This is a genomic window from Pseudomonas moorei (assembly GCF_008801475.1).
GTDB lineage: Bacteria > Pseudomonadota > Gammaproteobacteria > Pseudomonadales > Pseudomonadaceae > Aquipseudomonas > Aquipseudomonas moorei.
In genome coordinates, this window is the sequence record NZ_VZPP01000014.1 from 160,344 (window position 1) to 178,524 (window position 18,181).

12 protein-coding genes are annotated in these 18,181 nt (G+C 58.4%); 2 read left to right on the forward strand and 10 right to left on the reverse strand.

All coding sequences use genetic code 11. The features are described from left to right. Window positions 1-16: 16 nt before the first annotated feature. Window positions 17-778, reverse strand: coding sequence for an iron-containing redox enzyme family protein (locus F7R06_RS25050; RefSeq protein ID WP_281439187.1), 762 nt, complete (start codon window positions 776-778; stop codon window positions 17-19). 78 nt (window positions 779-856) lie between these two features. Beyond that, window positions 857-3,316, reverse strand: coding sequence for an EAL domain-containing protein (locus F7R06_RS25055; protein WP_090317881.1), 2,460 nt, complete (start codon window positions 3,314-3,316; stop codon window positions 857-859). A 180-nt stretch (window positions 3,317-3,496) separates the two neighbouring features. Here F7R06_RS25055 and F7R06_RS25060 point away from each other — a divergent pair, with 180 nt between their 5' ends. Continuing rightward, a complete protein-coding gene (locus F7R06_RS25060; RefSeq protein WP_151149706.1) occupies window positions 3,497-7,948 on the forward strand; it encodes a hypothetical protein in 4,452 nt (1,483 codons plus the stop codon). A gap of 1 nt (window position 7,949) precedes the next feature. Here F7R06_RS25060 and F7R06_RS25065 read toward each other — a convergent pair whose 3' ends face one another. The 5 genes from F7R06_RS25065 to F7R06_RS25085 form a co-directional block, all read right to left on the reverse strand. Beyond that, window positions 7,950-9,767: an ABC transporter ATP-binding protein gene (locus F7R06_RS25065; protein WP_090317868.1), complete on the reverse strand. Its 1,818-nt coding sequence runs from the start codon at window positions 9,765-9,767 to the stop codon at window positions 7,950-7,952. After that, window positions 9,760-10,362: a DsbA family protein gene (locus tag F7R06_RS25070; protein WP_174552473.1), complete on the reverse strand. Its 603-nt coding sequence runs from the start codon at window positions 10,360-10,362 to the stop codon at window positions 9,760-9,762. Before F7R06_RS25070 ends, F7R06_RS25065 begins: the two co-directional genes overlap by 8 nt. 39 nt (window positions 10,363-10,401) lie before the next feature. Further along, window positions 10,402-11,343 (reverse strand): oxygen-dependent tRNA uridine(34) hydroxylase TrhO, encoded by a 942-nt coding sequence (gene trhO, locus F7R06_RS25075; RefSeq protein ID WP_090317862.1) that lies wholly within the window; start codon window positions 11,341-11,343, stop codon window positions 10,402-10,404. 166 nt (window positions 11,344-11,509) lie between these two features. Further along, the gene (locus F7R06_RS25080; RefSeq protein ID WP_090317859.1) at window positions 11,510-11,806 is read right to left on the reverse strand and encodes a BolA family protein; all 297 of its coding nucleotides are present in this window, start codon (window positions 11,804-11,806) and stop codon (window positions 11,510-11,512) included. A gap of 12 nt (window positions 11,807-11,818) precedes the next feature. Next, window positions 11,819-12,343 (reverse strand): DUF2059 domain-containing protein, encoded by a 525-nt coding sequence (locus tag F7R06_RS25085; RefSeq protein ID WP_090317856.1) that lies wholly within the window; start codon window positions 12,341-12,343, stop codon window positions 11,819-11,821. Window positions 12,344-12,535: 192 nt separating this feature from the next. Here F7R06_RS25085 and F7R06_RS25090 point away from each other — a divergent pair, with 192 nt between their 5' ends. Further along, complete coding sequence (locus F7R06_RS25090; protein ID WP_090317853.1) at window positions 12,536-13,930, forward strand: class II fumarate hydratase; 1,395 nt, start codon at window positions 12,536-12,538, stop codon at window positions 13,928-13,930. A gap of 111 nt (window positions 13,931-14,041) precedes the next feature. Here the strand turns inward: F7R06_RS25090 and F7R06_RS25095 are convergent, their stop codons facing one another. The 3 genes from F7R06_RS25095 to pap all read right to left on the reverse strand — a co-directional run bounded on the left by F7R06_RS25095 (window position 14,042) and on the right by pap (window position 18,057). Next, entirely contained in the window at window positions 14,042-15,001 is a 960-nt protein-coding gene (locus tag F7R06_RS25095) for a DMT family transporter (RefSeq protein WP_090317849.1), read from the reverse strand. Between the two features lie 245 nt (window positions 15,002-15,246). Continuing rightward, window positions 15,247-16,431, reverse strand: a complete 1,185-nt coding sequence (locus tag F7R06_RS25100) for a thiolase family protein (RefSeq protein ID WP_090317846.1) — start codon at window positions 16,429-16,431, stop codon at window positions 15,247-15,249. Between the two features lie 102 nt (window positions 16,432-16,533). Continuing rightward, complete coding sequence (pap, locus tag F7R06_RS25105) at window positions 16,534-18,057, reverse strand: polyphosphate:AMP phosphotransferase (RefSeq protein ID WP_090317843.1); 1,524 nt, start codon at window positions 18,055-18,057, stop codon at window positions 16,534-16,536. Between the last annotated feature and the right edge of the window lie 124 nt (window positions 18,058-18,181).

Genomic DNA, 18,181 nt, shown 5'->3' on the forward strand with positions numbered 1-18,181 from the left:
TCGCATGCTACTCGGATCAGTTTTCGGCCAGCGCCAGTCGCTCACGTGCTGCCGGCGTTTTTTCCGCAAGTTCCAGCTGCATGCAACGCTCCAGGAACAGGAACATGTAGTCGTAGCTCTTGCACACGGCCTGACGCAATTCCATCTGCAGGGATTTGCTCGGGTTCATGCCCGCCAGGGAACAGATGATTTCCAGTGCTTCCCACGGATGGGCATCGTCATACTGGGCGTGCATCTTCAGCCACTTCATCGCGCGCTTGCGCTCTTCCTCGGGGAAAGAAGCTGCGTATACGCCACTGGAACACACCAGCGCCGACCACTCCCCGGTCGCACCTTCAATGGCATAGTTGGTCGCGGCGATGGCCACGATCAGCGAGTCCGCGGAACTGGTGTGCCAGCACCAATGGCTCAAGGCGTGAAGTTCGGGGGCTACCTGTTGCGCCTGCAGATCTTCCAGAGTGACGCCGTGAGCACGGCTCCAGTTCACCCAGTAATCGGCGTGGTTCAATTCGACGCGAATGTTGCGCATCAGCCAGCGACGCGCCATGTCTTCGCCCGGGTGGCGGGCAAAGCGGGTCTTGGTCAGGTTTTGTGCCATGTATAACGCGAACTGTTCGACCACCGGCCAGCCACCAATCAGGTACTGACGCATGGTCTTTGCACTGAGCTTGTTGTCACGCATGCGCTGATACAGTTCGTGTTCGACAACCCGGCGCTTGCTCTCGCTGCAATCCTGGATCAGGCGCTGGGCCCAGGCCGGATAACTTGCAGCTTCCATGAGTGGTCCGGTTCGGTTGAATGTGTCGATCACTGTCGGGCTCCTTTTGATTGTGATTGTTAGGATCAGCAAGAGATTTCAACGGAACGTGCCAGGCGCCCTGAACAACAAGGGTTGAGGCCTGGCAGGACGACTTTGCAAACTATCGCAGGTAAACAGTTGCGGGCGTTCAATGACATACCCTTGAGCGTAATCCACCCCGATCTCCAGCAATGCCTGCTCGATCAGTGGCGTCTCGACAAACTCGGCAATCGTACGCTTACCCATGACATGACCGATGTGATTGATCACCTCGACCATAGCGCGGTTAATCGGGTCGTCCAGCATATCCTTTACGAAACTCCCGTCGATCTTCAGGAAGTCTACAGGCAAATGTTTCAGGTAGGCGAATGAAGACATTCCGGCGCAAAAATCGTCCAGCGAAAAAAGGCAACCTAAACCCTTGAGTTCATTGATGAATCTGATCGCACTGCCAAGATTTGAAATAGCACTGGTTTCAGTAATTTCAAAACAAATCATTTCAGCCGGTATCGAATATGTAACGAACTGTTCACGCAGGAAGTCGAGAAACGCCTCGTCTCCGATGGTTGTGCCTGACAGATTGATCGCACACATGGCCAGTGGCCCGTGGCGCTTTTCCGCGCGACATTGGGCAATGATCTTGAACACGTTTTGTACGACCCAACGATCAAGCGAGCTCATCAGGCCATAACGCTCGGCCGCCGGAATAAAGCTGTCGGGCAAAATCATGCGCCCGGCCTCGTCGTGCAAGCGCAACAGGATTTCGATATGCCCGCTGCCTGCATCGGTATGGCCAAGCGGCGCAATCTCCTGGGCATACAGGCAGAAGCGATCCTCTTCCAGCGCCATGTGCAGGCGCTGTACCCAGGCCATTTCGCCAAAGCGCAGGGACAACTCCGAATCATCGGGATGGTAGACCTGAACCCGGTTACGACCTTTTTCCTTGGCCATGTAGCAGGCCATGTCGGCAGCGCGCAGCGACGCTTCAAGGGTGGTCGGATTCTGCGCGACATGCACCAGGCCGATGCTCACGGTTGTCACGAATGGCCGGCCCTTCCAGACAAAGTGCAGATTCTGCACGGTCTGACGCAGGCTCTCGGCGACTTTCTCCGCCGCGTCCGGCCCACAGTTCTCCAGCAGGATGCCGAACTCGTCCCCCCCCAACCGGGCGAGGGTATCGCCCTCACGCAATCCCGATTGCAGAAGCGCGCAGATATGCCGCAGCAATTCGTCACCGGCGGCATGGCCACAGGTATCGTTGACCAGCTTGAATTGATCCAGATCGAGAAACATCAGGGCATGACGCCCCGCCTGCCGGGTCAGCGTGTGCAGGGCCTGCTCCAGGCGATACTCGAACTCGCGACGGTTGGCCAGCCCGGTCAATGCATCGTGGGTGGCCTGCCAGGACAGATTGGCGATGTATTGCCGTTCCTGCGTCATGTCGTGCAGCACCAGTACGGCGCCGCTGACCTTGCCGGCATTGCGGATAGGCGCGCCGACCAGCGTGACCGACACCGTGCTGCCATCGAGGCGTTGAATCAACTTGGAATGTTCACTGCCACCGCTGAGATGACCACTGAGAATGCGCTCGATCAACGTAAAACCGTCGGTCTGGGCATTCTCGTCCAGCAGGTTGAACAAGGCCGCCAGCGGCAATCCGGTCGCCTGCTCGGCCTTCCAGTGAGTCAAGGCTTCGGCGGCCGGGTTCATGTAGGCAATGGCGCCTTCGACGTCGGTGGTAATCACCCCGTCGCCGATCGATTGCAGGGTGATCTGCGCCCGGTCCTTCTCCAGTTGCAGAGCGTCAGCGAAGGCGTGGCGTTGCTTGAGCAGTTTGTGGGTGCGCATCAAGGCCAACGCGATCAAGCCCAGGGCGGTGGCGAGGTTGGTCACCAGCAACAGGCGCAGAATGACTCGCGACCCCTCTCCCAATGCGTCACTGAAGGCTTTTGCTGCGGGTGTCACCTCATCGTTGATCGCAAAAATCTGCGCCTTCCAGCGCTTGATATCGTCATCGGAGGCCGGGCTGGTGGAGATGTGCTGATGCATATCCTGCGCAACGTCATCCAGCTTGACCAGGTACGCATCACCCACCGTCCAGAGATCGATGGCCTTTTCGAGGTAACTGAAGTGGCGGAAATTGAGGTACAGCCAGATCAGACTGGAAACGTCATCCGGGTGGTTGCCACCTTTGAGAATCGCCAGGCGCGCCGCTTCGATATTCGGCGGTTGATGATCCAGCGCTACCCGCAACTCGTGACCGCCCTGGGGCACGGAAATCGCATTCTGGTATTTGCGGAAAATCGACGCGTCACGACTGTCGGCGTACAGATTGAGGTAATAGATGGCATCTTTTTGGCCTTTGGACCACAGGCTTTCACCGGCGACATAGCCGCGAACCGCCGACAGCACATAAAGGCTAACGCCACCCAACAAGGCTTGAAACACCACAACGGCGATAAATGGCCAGACAATGCCCAACAACCGTGGCGTTCCGAGTGTCCGCGTTTGATTCATGAGGTCCCTTGCATAAGCACTACTTGATCGTCTTCCGGACGTAATCGCTACAGCTAGACTAGGGGCTGATCTCATTCCCGGCAAGCCGGGATATTTCGGGAGGCCAAGATATATATACCGCCTCGAAGCGGCTTGAAGTGTTGAAGCTGGCGCTCTTTCCATTCGAGAGCGGAACCCGTCATGCAATTAACGACTTCAACTTCAGCGCAGCATCACGCCGGGCAACTGGCGGAATACGATTCCTTACTGTCGCAACTACGCAAAATACCCACCTCAGGCATCCGTACAGACAACACTTATCTGACCCCAAAGCCCTTTTCGCCGCTGGCTCGAGAGTTCGATAAAGGAAGTGCGCATATCGCCGAAGTGGTTCAGAGCATCGGCGCAGAAGTTCGTCCAGATCGCCTTCTGTGCCTCACGCATATCTTGAAGTACTACGGGCTTACAGTGCCTGAGCATCAAGATGCCACAACCCTTGCCCCATTGATTCGCGAGCTGGAAGAAAGAAGCGCGAACCACCGGCTGGGTCTGGAACAGGGCCTTGATATCAGCTGCCTTTTGTCTGCCGACGATCGTTCGAAAATCGATAACGAAATCAGCCTGGTTCTGGGTGATGAAGAAACGCCCATCATTGACCGCCTGGCAAGAGAGGCTGATCCGGACGTTACCCCCGAACAGATGCGATTGACGCCCGAAGTCTGCCTGCTGCGCTTGCTCGACAACCATAAGGCTCGTTATCTGACCCAACGCTTGATCGACGCATTGGGCTGGTACGGCGCTCGTCCCGGTGAAAATCCTGCTCCGGGTATCGGCCCCCGGCTTCTGGCCCAAGCACTGCTTGTCTGGTACAGCCCGTCCCCCACCGAATCATCCGACACCATTGCCGGCTATCGTCTGCAACAACGCGCCAACCAAGGCAAAAGCTATCAACGTCTTCGCAGTGAATTCGAGAATCATCTGCTCGATTCGGGGCAAGTCACCACGCCCCTGGAAAAAATCGTGCTCGGGCGTCTGCTGCTGCGACAGTTTCCGATTGAGTTTCAGGTGCGCAACATTCCGCAAGATCTTCCTTATGCGACCTCCGTCGTCTGGGTCAACTTTGTCCATGGCGCCAGGCTCGCACACGCACTCGATCCGGGACTGCTGCAGCGTCTGACGTTTCAGCAACTGGTGGATTTACCCTTGCGCAAAAGTGAAAAGGCCCCAAAAGCGTTGCTTGATCTGATTGCATTGACGCGACTCGCCGCTGCCCGCGAGTGGTCCAGGGCCACGGGTGCCATTGCTCCGACCCACGAGACTGCGACAGAAGCCTTGTCCGACCCGATCAACGCTCTGGAGAAATACACGAAGCAATTGAATGCGGCGATTATCCAGATGACGGTAGAACCGCCACAGCGGTTGGAGCTCGCCAGTAAATGCCTGAAAGAGGCGTTTAGCGGCCGATTGGTTGGCCCGCTCGACATAAGACTGATGCGCGACGACGGCTACGCTGGAAAACGCGTAGAACGAAACGTGATCGAGACGCCGACGGTACCAGGAAGAACCTACCCCCTGGTTGAGGTGTACGCTTCGGGCGGCTTGTCGCCCAACACAAAGTGGTATGTCAGCAACGACGGCAAGATCGGGACTTTCTGGATAAGTCTGTCAAGCAAGGGCACTCTCGAGCATGGCCTTACGAAGCAGCACACTGACCCCAAACCTTTTCTTTTAATCCCCCCCGAAGTATCCCTGCCTGACGTTCCGGCCCTGTTCGACAAACGCTTCAGCAGCTATCTCGATAAAGCCAAAGATGCCTATGAAACCTTGATCAAAAACCAGCTCGTGACGTTGCCCTGGGTTGATCGCCAGGCTCTGGAACATGGAGAAGTCAGGGTCTACACCCTGAGGGAAGAAACCTCGAAAATCAAAGCGGATGACGAGACCAGTGAACTGATAATGCCCCTGCGAGCGCGCATGGGGTTCGTTCTGCGAGCCGATTATCGCGGCAAGGCGTCGTTTTACGAGTGCCTTCCCCGCGCTGGATTGATACGGATACGAACAGATGTTTCAGTCAAAATGGTCGGTGGCTACCGCAAAAACTTCCTTGTTCCCGATTTTTTCGATGACGACTACAACGTTATCCCCATTACGGGTGGCAACAAACTGCCGTTCGATTGGGAAGCCCACAAGAAAGGCATAAAACCGAAGCAGGGAGCGACCTGCTACGCCATTCTCGAACAACTGGGTGACCCCCTTAGCTGTTCATTGATCCCGCTGGCACATCACGACATCACCGCGAACCTGACGCTGTCCTCGTCCCGCTCCCGGGAAATTGCCTCTTTCATTTCGAAAAACCTGTTCTATCTCGACGAAAAGGAACTGCGGGCCCAAGCCTGGGGAGAAACGAAATTCGAGCGTGATCGTGATGAAAAACACTGGCTGTACGAGCTAAAACCCTTCATCCCGTTCTGGGGCAGCCTCGACGATTTGCAATCCGACAAATTCGGCAATCGAGTCCTCGGGGTGATAGGGCTGATTGTCGATGTCGTTTCCTTTGCCCTGCCTTTGGGGAAGTTCGCCGCTGGCAGCATGAGGCTGGCCATCCAGGCCGGCCGAATGGGAATTCGGGCAACGCTTCCCTCTCTGGGCAAGCTTTCGACGAACCTTCTGACCGCCAATCTGAGAAATTTCAATCCTCTGGACGCCCTGCCTACCCTTCTGAAGTCGTCTGTTCGGGGCGTTCGAGCGGGCAGCCGCGCATTGAGTCATCTCGAAAACAAAGCAATGTTCAAACTCAAGAAGCTGGCCGGACGGGCTGATGAGTACGATTTCCCCCAAGGCCTGACCCAGGTGACCGATCCAGGGCATTGGCGCCCGCTGACAGATGCCGATCAACTTGCCATCGTCAAAGGCATTGAAGACGTCCCCGTGCGTAACGTTGTGCCATTGGGATTCCGGCACTACCTGATCGATCCACAGTCGTCTCGCCCATTCGGGCCGTTGCTGACGACTCACGCCCACGATCTCTCGCTGGGTCGTTCCAGCTACCCCCCACTGAAGAACAGTGATGCGCATGTCTTCGTTGAATTACCCGATAAAACCAGTGTCCGGGAAGTGCTGGAAATCGATGGCCGCACCACGGTACTCATCGACGAGTTGCCATACCGACTCGATGGCAATGATTTACGCCGCGTCGACCTGATCGATGACAGCAACGCATTGACCCTGGTGCCCTGCCGGCCACGTCGCGCGCCAAACGGCAAGAGTGATTGCCTCAGCAGTTTTGTGACGAGCGAGCCGGCTCCCACGCCGGAAATCGGTTCGTTCGACGAAACCAAAGATTACGCGCCATGGTTTGGCGACCGGGTATCCGTGCCGGTTGAGCGACCGCCTCATGCAGGTCAGTTTCTGACCCATGAAGGTAATCTTTATTACATCACCGATGGCGTCCCGAGCCTCTACAAAGGTGACATCAGCCAACTCGGCTTTGCCAAGAAATGGCTGGTACCGAGCAAAGAAATACCGGCCAGTCTGATGTTCCGTAAAGGTATTTACGGCCGCATAGAGGTTAAAGGCGTCTATGAGGGCGCTGAGGACTCACATCAGATCGGGGCCATTCTGGTGCCGTCCCTCGATGACTCCAGCACTTATGTGTTTACCCGGATCAACACCGATAAGTATTACGTCGCGACAGTACCCAAGGGACAAAACTTGAGCGAGCCGCTGACCTTGAAACGCCTGCTCAAACCCGACATGGCCGAAGGCACGCTGGGAGAGGAATTGTTATTGGTCTACACCGGATCGCTGAGTGCCAACAACATCGCGCGCATCCACGGGGTCGAAGCCATTTCGCGAGCAATGAAAACCATGGAGGAGATCGCCATTCCCATCGGAACGAACCCGATCCCGGCGACCAGCATGAAACACTTGAAGGTAGACACCAGCCCTGGAGAGGCGTTGATGTTCGATCATTCGACCCGAATGATCGTCACGCAATTGCCGCAAGGCGCCACGTCCTGGAGCCGAAGCAAGGACGCCCCGGAAGCTCTGCGGCAAAGAACGGCGCATATTTTCGATACCCTGTTCGAGTCGCCGACCATCGACGCCAGCAACACGAACAGCGCGCTGCGGATCAACCAGACCATGGAAAAGCTCCACCAACTGATCCCTCGGCGCCAACGCTCCTACAACCCGAGGAACATCGCCTACGCCGAGGTCATGACCACTGCCGGGCAACGGGAAGTTTATGTCAGCGTTTCAGGGGGCCAGCAAGCGACCAGTCATTTGCCGCTGTTCAAGCAGAACCTGGGCGCGGATCAAGTCAGGGTCGGCGATACCATCTACTTCAACATCGACCTGAATCAACACTTTCCTGTTACATCCCTTGATGTGACCGATCAAGGCAAGCTGCTGGCCGTGCCGACGACCATCAAGGACATAGGGACCTACAAGCCAGTGCAAACGGCCAAGCCCACGTCTCTGGACAGCGAAAGCAAGTTGATCCGCGTGATTCGGGAAAAATACCCCGATCCTGCAACGATCAAATCCGTCGACGTCGCTACGACAATGCGCCCTTGCGAGTCATGCTCGATCGTGGTGAAGGAGTTCGGTTACGACGGCGGGGAAAATGCGCTCCAAGTGTTGTGGAATTGACCTACAACTGCTGCAAATGCCCATAAAGCTTGGCATACAGGCCACCCTCAGCGATCAACTGCTGGTGGTCGCCATCCTCGGCGATTTGCCCACCGTCGAACACCAGCACCCTGTCGGCCTGCTTCACCGCCGACAGTCGGTGGGCGATGATCAGCGTGGTGCGGTTACTCAGGAACCGCGCCATCGCTTGATGCAGGTTGTATTCGGTGGCGGCGTCCAGCGCCGAAGTAGCCTCATCGAGGATCACCACTTTCGGCTCAGCCAGCACCATCCGCGCAATGGCCAGGCGTTGCCGCTGACCACCGGACAGGCGCACGCCGGAGCGCCCGACGACGCTGTCCAGGCCATTGGGCAGTTCGCGTATCGTGGCGTGCAACTGCGCGATTTCCAGCGCATGCCAGCACGCTTCGTCACTGCGTTCGCGGCCCATGGTCAGGTTGGCGCGCACGGTGTCGTTGAACAGCGCCGGGTGTTGCAGGACCACGGCGACGTTTTCCCGGACCGTTTCCAGACCGATCTCTTGCTGAGTCGAACCGCCGAAACGAATGGTGCCGGCCAGTGGCGTGTACAAGCCCAGCAGCAGTTGCACCAGGGTGCTCTTGCCACCGCCACTGGCCCCGACGATCGCGACTTTCTCGCCGGGGGCGATGGACAGGTTCATCTGGTTCAACACCAGCTCGTCACCGTAGCCGAAACTCAAGCCCTGAACCTCGATGCCCACCGTCTCGCGGCCATTGAATGGATCGACCCCTTTGGGGTACTCCGGCTCATCGGCGCGGGACAGCAGTTCGTTGATTCGAGACAGGGCACCGCCCGCAGCGTAATAGGCGTATTGCAGGTTCAACAGCTGTTCAACTGGCCCGATCATGAACCACAGGTAGCTGAAGACCGCGAGCATCTGGCCGATAGACAGGTCCGAGAACAGCACCGTCAGCATTGCCGCGGCGCGGAAAATATCGATACCGAACTGGAACAACAAGCCGCTGGCCCGGTTTGAGGCATCGGTTTTCCATTGCGAACTCACCGCGTAATCACGGACTTCCCGGGCACGCAACCCCAGGCGACCGAGGAAGAAACCCTGACGATTGCCGGCGCGCACTTCCTGGATCGCATCGAGGGTTTCGGTCAACGCCTGGGTGAAGCGCGAGGTGCTGTCGTTCTCGAGCTTCTTCAGGTGCTTGACCCGCTTGCCCAACTGCACCGTGGCGTAGATCACCAGTGGGTTGAACAACAGAATCAGCAGCGCCAGTTTCCAGTGCATCCACATCAGAATGCCCGCGGTCCCCACCAGCGTCAGCATGGCCACGAGGAAACGGCTGAGGGTTTCGCCGACGAACTTGTCCAGGGTGTCCAGGTCGGTGACCAGGTGCGTGGTCACCGTGCCGCTGCCCAGGCTTTCGTATTCCCCCAGCGAAATACGCTTGAGGCGCTCAATCAGACGGATGCGTATGCGGTAGACGATGTCCTTGGCCAGCGCCGCGAACAGCCGCGCCTGCACCACGTTGAACAGCAAGGCAGCGCAACGCAGCGTGAGGGTCACCAGCAGCATCAGGCCAATGTACCCGGCAGCCTTCTGCCAGGCACCCGGCAGCGCGTGGTTCATGATTTTCAGCGCAGCGTCACCGTGGCCGAGCAACACTTCGTCCACCAGCAATGGCAAGAGCAAAGGGATGGGCACACTGCACAAGGTCGCCAGCACGGCCACGCCGTTGGCGATCCACAGGGATTTCTTGTGATGAAGCGCCAGACGACGGATTTCCGCCCAGCTCAACCGATCGACACGTTTTACGCTTGCGCTGTCGTCGGGCAGGTCATGCACAGGCAGCGCGCTCCAGCCAGCGGCCGAGCAACGGGGAAAGCACACTGAGCGGCTGATAACCATTGGTCAGCAGCGCCAATTGACCATTTCGCTCAGCCAGCAAGGTCGGGAAACCGGCAATGCCCAAGTCCTGGACCCAGGTGAAATCGGCAGCCGTTGCGGCATGTGTATCGGCACGATCGAACGCTGCGGCGAACTCGATGCGCGGCAGGCCGGCCCGCTCCGCCAGCTCCACCAGAACGCTGGCGTGAGTGACATCGCGACCTTCGGCGTAAAACGCATGCTGAATCAGCCCCAGCAGTTTCCAAGCACAATCCGGCGCCAAACCGCGCGCCGTCACCAGCGCCCGACAGGCGGGTTCGGTGTCATAGACGAATCCATCCGGCAAGGCACCTTCCAGCTTGAATGGCTGGCCGGTGGCCTCGGTGACCGCCTGCCAGTGTTCAAGGATGTAACGCCGGGTGGTCGGTTCAAGCGCCGCGCCACTGCCGGTGCGCAACCCGCCCACCACCAGATGCACGTCCACCCCCGCTGCCTGCGCCTGCTCGACCAGCGCGTTGGCTACCGGCGCAAAGCCCCAGCACCAGGAACACATCGGGTCCATCACGTAGAGCAGGCGACATGCAGACATGATTCAAGCCTCGGAGTTGATTTGCTTGTAGTTGTAGCCGATCGGGTGAGGCATGTTGCGAGCCTTGGCCAGTTCGATCTGCTTTTGCCGATCGATGGCGCTGCGACGGGTTTTCTCGCTCAGTTTGTCCCAGCAATGCGGGCAACTGATACCGGCCACGTAATGTTCGGATGCACGGTCTTCGACGCTGACCGGCGTACGGCAGGCGTGGCATTGATCGTAGTCGCCTTCGCTCAGATCGTGACGAACGGTCACGCGGTTATCGAACACGAAGCAGTCGCCCTGCCATTTGGTTTCTTCCTGCGGCACCTCTTCCAGGTACTTCAGGATGCCGCCCTTGAGGTGATAAACCTCATCGAAGCCTTCACTGAGCATATAGCTCGAAGCCTTTTCGCAACGAATGCCGCCGGTGCAGAACATCGCGACCTTCTTGTGCACGGCCGGGTCGAAGTTGGCTTTGATGTAATCGGGGAATTCGCGAAAACTGGTGGTTTTCGGGTCGATGGCCCCTTCAAAGGTGCCGATCGACACTTCATAGTCGTTGCGGGTGTCGATCAACAATACTTCCGGATCGCTGATCAGCGCGTTCCAGTCCTGCGGATCAACATAGGTGCCGACCTTTTTGTTCGGGTCCACACCTTCCACGCCCAAGGTAACGATTTCTTTCTTGAGTTTGACTTTGGTGCGATAGAACGGCTGCTCGTCACAGTACGACTCTTTGTGATCGATGTCGTCCATGCGCGGGTCGTTCTTGAGCCAGGCCATGAGCCCGTCGATGCCTTCACGGCTGCCGGACACGGTGCCGTTGATGCCTTCTTCGGCGATCAGCAGCGTGCCTTTGATGCCGTTGTCGACCATCGCCTTGAGCAGGGGCTCGCGCAGGTCGACGTAATTTTCCAGGGTGACGAACTTATACAGTGCCGCCACGACAATCTGTTGTGTCATGGGTGATTCTCCAGGTGGCTACCCTCGTAAGGGGTGAACCGGATGCGAAAAAAAACGCGCCGGGTGAGCGGCGCGTTGCAGATTCTAACAAAAACCGTGTGATTTAGGACGGCGAGATGACTTTGTGGCCAAGGAGTTTGCTCCCTCGCCACAACAGCCCATCACATTAATGGCTGCCGCCGGCACAGGTCGGCGAGGCCGGAGCCGCATCGATCTGCGCCCACTCCTCAGGCGTATAGGTATGCAGTGCCAACGCATGGAATTCGCCCATCAGTTCGCCCAGCGTGCCATAGACTTTCTGGTGACGCTTGACGCGGCTGAGCCCGGCGAACTGCTCGCTGACCACGACGGCCTTGTAATGGGTCTGCAACCCGCGACTGTGCATGTGGCTTTCATCGAGCACCTGTAGATGCTGGGGCTGTAGCAGACCCAGCGTCGATTCGATGCGTTGTTGCATGGTCATACCAGACTCCGCTTAAGGCTTTTTCTTGGCTGGAGCGGTCGCGTCTTTCGGCGTCAGCTCATCGGTCATGTCCGCCAGCAGCTTGTTGACCACAGGCACCGCGCTTTCCAGCTTGGCTTGAGTCATCTGGGCCGATTGCTGAGTCAGCTGCGGCATTTTTTCCAGGACTTTCTTGCCCAGTGGCGACTGGTAGAACGCCACCAGGTCCTTGAGTTCGGACTCGGTGAAGTTGCTGGTGTAGAGCTTGACCATGTCTGGCTTGAGCTTGTTCCAGCCAATGGCCTGGTCCAGGGCGGCGTTAGCCTTGGCCTGGTAGGTTTCGAGTACGGCTTTTTTCGAATCCGGGGCTTTGGTTTGCTGGAAGCGTTGAGCGAACATCTGCTGAACTTGCATGTACACCGGAGTGCCCAATTTGTCAGCGTGCGCCAGGGTCAGGAAAGCCTCGGCACTGGCGTTGTGGCTGGCGGTATCGGCAAAAACCTGGCCGCTGGCGCAAACCAGTGCAACCGCGGTACAGATGGCACGAAGACGAGTCATCGAGTTTCCTTTTCTAGCAGGCGAGGTAAAACCCCAAGGACGTCCATTCTGCGCCTAAAAAAGTGTGTCACTCAACCCCAAGCCTTGTCGCGCCTGATTTAGAGGGGTTGAATGGACACAATCCAGACTGATGGAACCACGGCCGTCGATCACGGCCTAAACTGCGCAATCGAACTGACAGGAGTGTGACCGATGAGCCGTATCGAAACCGACAGCCTTGGCCAGGTTGAAGTCCCGGATGACGCCTACTGGGGCGCTCAGACGCAACGCTCACTGGTTAACTTTGCCATTGGCACCGAACGCATGCCCTTGGCCGTGCTGCATGGCCTGGCGCTGATCAAGAAAGCCGCGGCCCGGGTCAACGACCGCAATGGCGACCTGCCCGCCGACATCGCCCGATTGATCGAACAAGCGGCCGATGAAGTGATCGACGGCAGCCATGACGATCAATTTCCCCTGGTGGTCTGGCAAACCGGTAGCGGTACCCAGAGCAACATGAACGTCAACGAAGTGATTGCCGGTCGCGCCAACGAACTGGCCGGCAACGCGCGCGGCGGCAAGTCGCCGGTGCACCCCAACGATCACGTCAATCGCTCCCAGAGTTCCAACGACTGCTTCCCCACCGCCATGCACATTGCTGCCGCCCAGGCCGTGCAACATCACTTGCTGCCGGCGATCAACGAATTGTCGGGTGGCCTGGCCGAGCTGGCGGCGCGCCACATGAAGCTGGTCAAGACTGGCCGCACGCACATGATGGACGCAACGCCGATTACCTTCGGCCAGGAAATCTCGGCATTCATCGCGCAACTGGATTACGCCGAACGGGCAATCCGCAGCGCACTGCCGGCCGTTTGCGAACTGGCCCAGGGCGGTACCGCGGTGGGCACCGGGCTGAATTCGCCCCACGGCTTCGGTGAGGCCATCGCTGCAGAGCTGGCCGCCCTTTCCGGCCTGCCGTTCGTCACCGCGCCCAACAAATTCGCCGCGCTGGCTGGCCATGAACCGCTGACCACGCTGTCCGGTGCGTTGAAAACCCTCGCCGTGACGTTGATGAAAATCGCCAATGACTTGCGCTTGCTGGGTTCCGGGCCACGTGCCGGATTGGCCGAGGTGAAGCTGCCGGCCAACGAACCGGGGAGTTCGATCATGCCCGGCAAGGTCAACCCGACCCAATGCGAAGCCTTGTCGATGCTGGCCTGTCAGGTGCTGGGCAACGACGTCACCATCGGTTTCGCCGCAAGTCAGGGGCACTTGCAACTGAACGTGTTCAAACCGGTGATCATCCACAACTTGCTGCAATCGATCCGTCTGTTGGGCGACGGCTGCAGCAACTTCCAGCAGCATTGCATCGCCGGCCTGGAGCCGGATGCCGAGAAAATGGCGGAGCACCTGGAACGGGGGTTGATGCTGGTGACCGCGCTGAACCCGCACATCGGCTACGACAAATCAGCGGAAATTGCCAAAAAAGCCTACGCCGAAGGGCTGACCCTGCGTGAAGCGGCCATTGGTTTGGGGTATTTGACCGATGAGCAGTTTGACGCGTGGGTGCGGCCGGAGAATATGCTGGAGGCTGGCGCCAAGGGCTGAGTTTTTCTGCGTCTTATTAGTCGGTATTCGCGAGCAGGCTCGCTCCCACATTAAACTGCGCACGCGGTCAAATGTGGGAGCGAGCCTGCTCGCGATGAACGATAACGAGAATCAGCTTGCTGCTATCCGCACTTTCCGTGCCTTGAGACCGGCAATCAACGATGGCCCCAACGCCACCAACGCCGACCCCAGCACCACCAGCACCGCCCCGCCATAGCCCAGGCCATTGATCGTCTCGGCGTGCACATATTCGGGCCACCACAGAGCCGCCAGGGCCACGGCACCAAAGGTCACCAAAGGCGTAATCGCCAGGGTCGCGCTCACTCGCGAAGCTTCCCAATGGGCCAACGCCTCGGCAAAAGCGCCGTAGGCAATCAGCGTGTTCATGCAGCAGGCCAGCAGCAGCCAGCCTTGCAGCGGGTTCAATTGCAGGGCTTCGAGCGGATGCACCCACGGCGTCAGCAATAGCCCGCAGAACAGGTAGATCACCATCATCACCTGCAACGAATTCCACACCGTCAGCAACTGCTTCTGCCCCAGCGCATAAAAGGTCCAGACCGTGGACGCCAACAGCACCAGCAGCACGCCGGCGGTGTAATCGGTCAACGAGGTCAGCAACTCGCTCAAACGCTGATTGAAAAACAGGGCAAAACCGACCAGCAGCACCAGCAAGCCAATCCCCTGCCCCACACTGAAGCGTTCCTTGAACACGAACACACTGGCGATCAGCAACATGATCGGCCCCATCTGCACCACCAGTTGCGCGGTGCCGGGGCTGAGCAGGTTCAGGCCCATCAAATACAACACGTAGTTGCCTACCAGGCCGAGCACCGCCATCAACACCAGCCAGCCACCGCGCGGCCCGAGCACTCGGCGACTCGGTAAACGCCGGGTCGCTGCCAGGTAGATGAACAGGCAGCCACCGGACACCATCAGGCGAAACCAGGTTACCGTGACCGGGTCCATCACCAGCAATACCTGTTTGAGCTTGATCGGCAGGATTCCCCACAGCAGCGCGGTCAGCAAGGCCAGGAACAGACCGTAAACCCAGCGACCCGATGAAATGTGCATGTGATCCCCAGCGCGACGGTTCAAGAAACCTCATTCTAGGCGCACCAACGTGTGGCACACAGGGACAGTTTGGCGCTAGCCGCTAATGAAACTGTGCAGGTCGCATCGTGAATTTGTGGTTGTTGGTGAATCGATAGCGCGCGTTGAACTCATCGCCAGCAAGCTCGCTCGCACATTGGACCGTATCCGGCTGCGGAATCAGGTCCGATGCAGAGCGTGGCTTGCCCGCGATGTCCGTTTAATATTTAACGCACCGCTTCGAACAACCCGGTAGCCCCCATCCCGCCACCCACGCACATGGTGACGATGCCGTAACGCAGATGACGTCGCTGCAGTTCGCGAACGAGGTGCCCGACCTGACGCGACCCGGTCATGCCGAAGGGATGGCCGATGGAAATCGAACCGCCATTGACGTTGTATTTGTCGTTATCGATTTCCAGGCGATTACGTGCGTACAGGCACTGCGAAGCGAACGCTTCATTGAGTTCCCAGAGGTCAATGTCGGCCACCTGCAAGCCTTTGGCTTTGAGCAGTTTGGGCACCGAAAACACCGGGCCAATGCCCATTTCGTCCGGCTCGCAACCCGCCACGGTAAAGCCCCGGAAGAACGCTTTCGGCTTGAGCCCCAATTCAAGGGCTTTTTCCAGGCTCATCACCAGGGTCATGGACGCTCCGTCGGACAACTGCGACGAGTTGCCAGCCGTCACCGAGCCGTCCTCGGCAAACACCGGATTCAGACCGGCCAGACTTTGCAGCGTGGTATCGGGGCGGTTGCAGTCATCGCGATCCACCACACCCTCAACGATATGTACCTGACCGGTGGCTTTGTCTTCAACGCGGTATTTCACGGCCATCGGCACGATTTCATCGTCAAACAGCTCGGCAGCCTGGGCCTGCGCCGTACGTTGCTGGCTTTGCAGGGCATACAGGTCCTGCTCCTGGCGGCTGACGTTGTAACGGCGAGCGACGATTTCTGCCGTCTGGCCCATTGGGAAGTAGATACCCGGCACCTGCTCCTTGAGCAGCGGGTTGATCAGGTTGTCGGTGTTGACGCTTTTCATGGTTAGGCTGATCGACTCGACGCCACCGGCCACGATGATGTCACTGCAGCCCGAAGCGATCTGGTTGGCCGCGATGGCGATCGCCTGCAAGCCCGACGAGCAAAACCGGTTGAGGGTCATGCCGGCGGTGCCGATACCCAGTTGCGACAGCACGGCGACATTGCGACCGATGTTGTAGCCCTGGGCACCTTCGTTGGAGCCGGCACCGACGATGCAGTCCTCGACGCTGGCAGGGTCGATGCCCGTGCGTTTCAACAAGGCGTTGACACAGTGAGCCGCCATGTCATCGGGACGGGTCATGTTGAATTTGCCGCGAAAGGATTTGGCCAGGCCAGTCCGCACGCTGTCGACGATCACCACTTCACGCATGGCATACCTCATTGTTGTTGTCGGTTGAGAGTGACCTGAGCATAAGCTCCACCAATTACCGACTGCGACAATCATTCACCCCGCGTATGCGCAACCATCGCCTCATTTCTTGCCTTTTTGTGCCTGGCGCTCATGCTTGTCGGACTTTTCGAACGCTTGCTCCAGTGCCAGATTGATGGTGCGCAAGACCTTGACCCGCGCCCAGCGCTTGTCATTGGCTTCCACCAGGGTCCAGGGCGAAATCTCGGTGCTGGTGCGGTCAACCATGTCGCCTACGGCGCCGCGATAGTCATCCCATTTATCGCGGTTGCGCCAGTCATCCTCGGTGATCTTGAAGCGCTTGAAGGGAATCTCTTCGCGCTCCTGGAAACGCTCCAGTTGCGTCTGCTTGTCGATGGCCAGCCAGAACTTGACCACGATCACGCCGGCATCGGCGATCTGCTCTTCGAAATCGTTGATTTCACCGTAGGCGCGCAACCAGTCGGCGGGGCTGCAGAGGCCTTCGATGCGCTCCACCAGCACCCGGCCATACCAGGAGCGGTCGAACACGGTGAATTTGCCCCGGGCTGGAAGATGCCGCCAGAAACGCCAGAGATAGGGCTGCGCCCGCTCCTCTTCGGTTGGTGCGGCTATCGGCACGATGTTGTACTGGCGCGGATCGAGCGCCGCGGCGACCCGGCGGATCGCCCCGCCCTTGCCCGCCGCGTCATTGCCTTCGAACACGGCTACCAGTGCATGGCGACGCATGCGCTTGTCACGCATCAACCCGGAAAACCGTGCCTGCTCGGTGATCAATTGCTCTTCATAATCCTCTTTGTCCAAGTGCAACGTCAGGTCCAGGCGATCAAGCAGGTTCACTTGATCGACGCTGAGGGGCAATGGCGCGGCGCTGACTTTGTCGGGGTGAATCGTCGGCCGGTTCAGGGCGCCTTGCAGCCCTTCGAGCAAAATCTTGCCCACCGCCAGGCTGCGATAGCGCGGATCCAGCCCGGCGATCACATGCCACGGCGCGTAGTCGCGGCTGGTGCGACGCAGAATGCGTTCGCCGTACTTCACAAACTTGTCGTAGGTTTGCGATTGCTGCCAGTCCAGCGGGCTGATGCGCCAGCTGTGCAAAGGATCGTCGGCCAAGGCCTTGAGGCGATCCTTCATTTGCTTCTTGGAGAGGTGGAACCAGAATTTGAAGATCAAGGCGCCTTCGTCGCACAGCATCTTTTCCAGGCGCTCGGCACCATTGATGCCCTGGTCCAGTCGAGCGTTCTTGAAGACGCCATGCACCCGCCCCTGCAGCATCTGGCTGTACCAGTTGCCGAAGAAGACCCCCATGCGCCCCTTGGCCGGAAGCATCCGCCAGTAGCGCCAGGCCGGTGGTCGCGCCAGTTCCTCGTCGGTTTGCTGATCGAAGGTACGGACCTCGATCAACCGCGGGTCCATCCATTCGTTGAGTAACTTGACCGTCTCGCCCTTGCCAGCGCCTTCGATACCATTGATTAGAATGATCACCGGAAAACGCTTTTGCTGCTGGAGCTCGAATTGCGCTTCGAGCAAAGCTTCGCGCAGGGCCGGCACTTCGGCGTCATAAGTTTCTTTGTCGATCACGTGATCGATTTCGGCAGATTCGAACATGAATGGCTCCCTTCCAGATGTGAGCAAGACTAGCGGATCGGGCTGCCTTTGTTCGCAGAAAGTTCCTTGTGGGAGCGAGCCTGCTCGCGATGGACGTCAACGATAACGCGGGTTGTCTGAATAA